Source organism: Dethiosulfatibacter sp. (assembly GCF_983023055.1).
On the sequence record NZ_CEZJXU010000192.1, the window covers coordinates 1 to 4,597 of the forward strand.

The following is a 4,597-nucleotide window of genomic DNA, read 5'->3' on the forward strand; positions in this document are numbered from 1 at the left end:
CTCTTTGCTTCAAGACTATCAACATTGGTCATGCAACCAGTCAAGCAAACTACCAAAAGGTCCATGATTAGTCCTGGGTTGATTCCTGTTCCCAGTACTGATACTCCGTTTTCCAAAGCTATTCTATCTATTTCTTTTGCTAACTCAGGCTCCTGTGCCTGTGGATATGCCATTTCTTCTGCAGTTGATATTACATTGATTTTTTGCTCAAGTACATATTTAATCTTAGGGAATGCTTTCTTAGTAAAAGAATCTGTAGCTATAAGACAAAGATCACAACTTCCTTTATATACTACATCTTCAATCTTGTCCTTGATCATAGCGTCCGGTCTTCCCGCCTGCTCTACTTCAAGTACTTCATACATGTTCTTTCCAACTCTGTCAGGATGCATGTCACAAACACCTACTACTTCAACACCTTTTTTAGTAGCAAGCATTCTTGCCATACCGCTTCCCATTGCACCGAATCCCCATATTGCTATTTTCACGTTTTCCATTTGTGTTCCTCCCAGAATAAATTTTTTATTTTCTAGCAAGCAAAGTCAATTATATTCATATCCACTTTAAGCATGTAGATATGTTTAAAGGTAGACTTTCCTGTGCCCTTTGAATATCCGCTTACGCGAATAGCGCAGCATTGCTGCTTTCCTTAGTTGCCAAGATATAGTGCATAAAGCGTGCCAACTTTATGTGGATTTTGTTTATTTAAAAACCCTTTATTTTCAACAGTTTCAGCCCGCAGGATTTTTTTGCAATCCTGCAAACAAAATAAAAGCAAAATATTTTGCTGTAAAACACGCAAAATATTTTGCTTTTTGACTTTTTTCTATAGAGGGTTTATGATTATCTTGTAGCGTAGCTACTTTATTTAAAATTTCACTACATAATTTAAGGAAGGTGTTATGAGAAGACTTTTAAATTCATTCAGGTTTGCCTGCAACGGCATAAGATACGCCATACATACACAGCCAAACTTCAGAATTCAGCTTGTTTTTCTTGCACTCGCAGTGTTAATGGGCTTTATATTCAAAATCACCCAACTTCAATGGACTGCATTGATACTTACCTCGTCGCTGGTTCTCATATTGGAGATAATAAACACTTCAATAGAGACTCTTATGGATTTCGTAACCAAAGAATACAACCCAGAAGCAGCAAAGGTTAAGGATACAGCAGCCGGAGCCGTTCTCATCGCTTCAATAATGTCTGTTGTAATAGGCCTTATTATATTTATACCTTATATTTTTTAAGCTTGTACTGAAGCCCCTGCCTCTTGATTCCAAGAATCTCAGAGGTTTTTGTTATATTTCCACTATTTTCATCAAGAAGGCTTGTAATTATATCCTTTTCAACCTCCCCCAGAACCTCCTCCAGGGATTTTATCCCTTCATTCAAAGCTCTGATGCTGGATTTAATATAATTCTCTTCCATTTCTCCCATTTCAACATTTAACTTGTTCTTTATATAATAAGGAAGGTGAATGAGTTTTATTTCATCACCGCTGTTTATCATACTTGCTGCACCTTCTATTATATGTTTTAGCTCCCTTACATTACCTGGCCAGTCATATTTATTAAAAAATTTAAGAACCTCTTCTGAAATCCCCGATATCTTCTTGTGAAGAGCATTTTCATAGTATTCCACGTAGAAATCAGCAATGACAGGTATGTCTATTTTTCTTTCCTGAAGGTTGGGAACCCTTATATTTATTACACTTAGCCTGTAAAAAAGGTCTTCTCTGAATTTTCCCTCGCCGACAAGTTCAAGGGGATCTTTGTTTGTAACTGCTATTATCCTCACATCCACATGGTGTTCCTTGTTTGAACCAATGGGTCTGAAGGAGCCTGTTTCTAGCACTCTTAGTATCTTTGCCTGAAGTGACAAAGGCATGGAGTTTATCTCGTCAAGCATGAGAGTTCCTCCGTCGGCCTGCTTGAAGAGACCATCCTTGTTTTCCGCTCCAGTAAAGCTTCCCTTTGTGGTGCCAAAAAGTATGCTCTCAAGAAGGTTTTCAGGTATTGCAGCGCAGTTCTCCGCAATGAAAGGCTTGTCCCTTCTGAGGCTTGAATTATGAATGCTTTGAGCAAACATCTCCTTGCCTGTACCAGACTCTCCAATAATAAGAACATTTGAAGATGATTTTGCAATCTGCTTGCATTCTTTGATTATATTTTGCATGGCTTTTGACTTGCCTATAATATCCTCAAAGGAGAAGGTACCAATCTTTTTATCTGCCACTTCCGAATAAAGATCTATCATTCTGTTGGACATGTTCCTCATAAAGGTTATATCCTTTGAGATTTCAACACTTCCAACTATTTTGCCATTTTCCTTTATTGGATAGGTGGAGTTGACAGCTGCAATCTTCTTACCCTTCTTTGATATGTATTCCTGATATTTTGACTCTATTGCCTCTCCACTTTTAAGAACCTCCATATGGGTACTTTCATATCCAAGAGCAGGAAGAATCTTAAGAAGGTTCTCTTCCAATACATCTTCCGCAGTCATTCCCTCTATGGAAGCCATGGCCTCGTTGTAAATCAACGTCTTTCCTTCACTGTCCACTACATGTACACCCTCTTCAAGCCTTGAGAGTATCTCTTCATATATCTTGAGTCTGTTCACAGTATCATCCACCTTCTTGCAATTTTATACTTCTCTGTCATAATTATACCCCACTTGCATTTTTAAAGCAAAATATTTTGCGCAAAATATTTTCTTTTGCAAGAGACCCATTTCCTCCTTCGTGGAAAATTTTTGCAACCAAAAACCGGCTTGCGAAAGCCGGCCAAAAGAAAACAAAATTAAATTTTTATTGTGTTTTATCTAAATACTATGTTTTTTAGTTTGCTTTTTCATTGATACCTAATGTTTCATCCACTTTCTTACCTATTACAAACAATACCCCTATCATCAATACTACACCAAGAGGTATAAGTATTATTGGCGAAATTCCCATGAACCCGTAAAGTACATACATTATAAGCGCTGTTCCTGCTGCTAGTAGCGCATATGGTATTTGTGTAGCTACGTGGTCTATATGGTCTGCCCCTGCGAATATTGATGCAAGAACTGTTGTATCCGATATTGGTGAACAGTGGTCTCCAAATATTGCTCCTGAGAATACTACTCCAGCCATCATAACTGCAGTTTGATAATCTCCAGTTACCTTGTATGTAAGTGGTATTGCTATAGGAGTAAGTATTGTCATTGTTCCCCACGATGTTCCAGTAGCAAATGATATTCCCATACCAAAGAGGAATATTACTATTGGTATCATACCAAATGTCAAGGAATCTCCAAGAAGTGTAACTATGAATCCGGCAAGGTCCATATCTCCTGTGATCGAACCAAGAGACCAGGCAAGAACTAGAATAACACACGCAAGAAGCATAAGCTTCATACCATCTATAAGGCTGTCCATAGTCTGCTTAATGCTCATTGTTCTTGTTCCAAGAGCCATTACTATACCTGCAAAAGTCATTGAGAATGCTCCCCAAAGAAGTGCCGTTGCAGCGTCTGCGTTACCAAGAATCGCCATTAGGCCTTGTCCCCGAGTTTCATCAGAAAGTCCTGTAGAATAGAATCCCACAAGAGTTACTGCTACAAGAGCGATTATTGGAATGAAGAAAGTACTTATTCTAGGAACTGCACCTTTTACAGGCTCTCCCAACTCTGTACCTACATCCATCATCGGACTTGCGCCGTCTCTGCTTATTTTTCCTTCTTCCATTGCTCTGGTTTCAGCCTTTAGCATAGGTCCGAAATCTCTTTTTGAAATTGATACTATACCAACGAAGATTACTGCGAAGATGCAGTAAAGGTTTAAAGGTATACCGCTTACATATGCCGCAAATGGAGTTATCTGATCAGTTGTTATTCCAGCAACTTCCATTCCCGAACCAATCATACCTATCTGGAATGCAATCCAGTCAGAAATAAAAAATGTTGCTACTGGTGCAGCTGTAGAGTCAAGTATGTAAGAAAGCTTTTCTGAAGAAAGCTTGTGCTCTTCAGAAATGTCTCTGAATACATTACCTACTATTGCCGCATTACAGTAGTCGTTAAAAAATACTATAATTCCTAAAAGCCATGCTCCAACCGATGCGCCTTTTTTTGTCTTGATTTTTGTTCTAGCCCAGTCTGTCAAAGCCTTACTACCATTCAGTCTCCAAATGTATGCAATTCCCGCACCCATTAGAAGGTTGAATATTAAAAGTCTTGCATTCCAATCATCTGTAACCTGAGCCACTATAGTCTCAAGAGAATATCCAGCTGCTGCCAGAGGATTAAATCCTGAAATGATAAGCGCTCCCATAAAAATACCTGCAAACAACGAAATTAGAACTCGTTTTGTCACGAAACATAAAATAATCGCTACTACTGGTGGTAAAACTGCTAACCAACCATAATCCATAATTGTCGCCCCTTTCTTGTTTCTCTTTTGTTTTTTGGTTTTTTAAAGAATGAACACTAGGTAATTATACACCTTTTGCAAAAAAAAATCAAGTTTCACGAAGGTTTGAAATATCATCCCAAAACTTTTATTACTTAATTCTTTTTTTTCTTATTGTTTTTTTAGTGAATAAATAGGAAA

At 38.0% G+C, this 4,597-nt stretch carries 4 protein-coding genes; 1 reads left to right on the forward strand and 3 read right to left on the reverse strand.

Features of this window, described 5'->3' with window-relative positions; translation table 11 throughout:
* Positions 1–497 (reverse strand): 2-dehydropantoate 2-reductase N-terminal domain-containing protein (locus tag AC3AX0_RS07755; RefSeq protein WP_487549732.1); only part of this gene is annotated, 497 nt, incomplete at its 3' end.
* Positions 498–902: 405 nt separating this feature from the next.
* Here AC3AX0_RS07755 and AC3AX0_RS07760 point away from each other — a divergent pair.
* A complete protein-coding gene (locus AC3AX0_RS07760) occupies positions 903–1,250 on the forward strand; it encodes a diacylglycerol kinase family protein (RefSeq protein WP_487549733.1) in 348 nt (115 codons plus the stop codon).
* Here AC3AX0_RS07760 and AC3AX0_RS07765 read toward each other — a convergent pair.
* Both AC3AX0_RS07765 and AC3AX0_RS07770 read right to left on the reverse strand, forming a co-directional pair.
* Positions 1,231–2,625, reverse strand: a complete 1,395-nt coding sequence (locus AC3AX0_RS07765) for a sigma-54 interaction domain-containing protein (protein ID WP_487549734.1) — start codon at positions 2,623–2,625, stop codon at positions 1,231–1,233. The genes AC3AX0_RS07760 and AC3AX0_RS07765 overlap by 20 nt on opposite strands.
* A 217-nt stretch (positions 2,626–2,842) precedes the next feature.
* Complete coding sequence (locus AC3AX0_RS07770) at positions 2,843–4,318, reverse strand: Na+/H+ antiporter NhaC family protein (RefSeq protein ID WP_487549735.1); 1,476 nt, start codon at positions 4,316–4,318, stop codon at positions 2,843–2,845.
* Between the last annotated feature and the right edge of the window lie 279 nt (positions 4,319–4,597).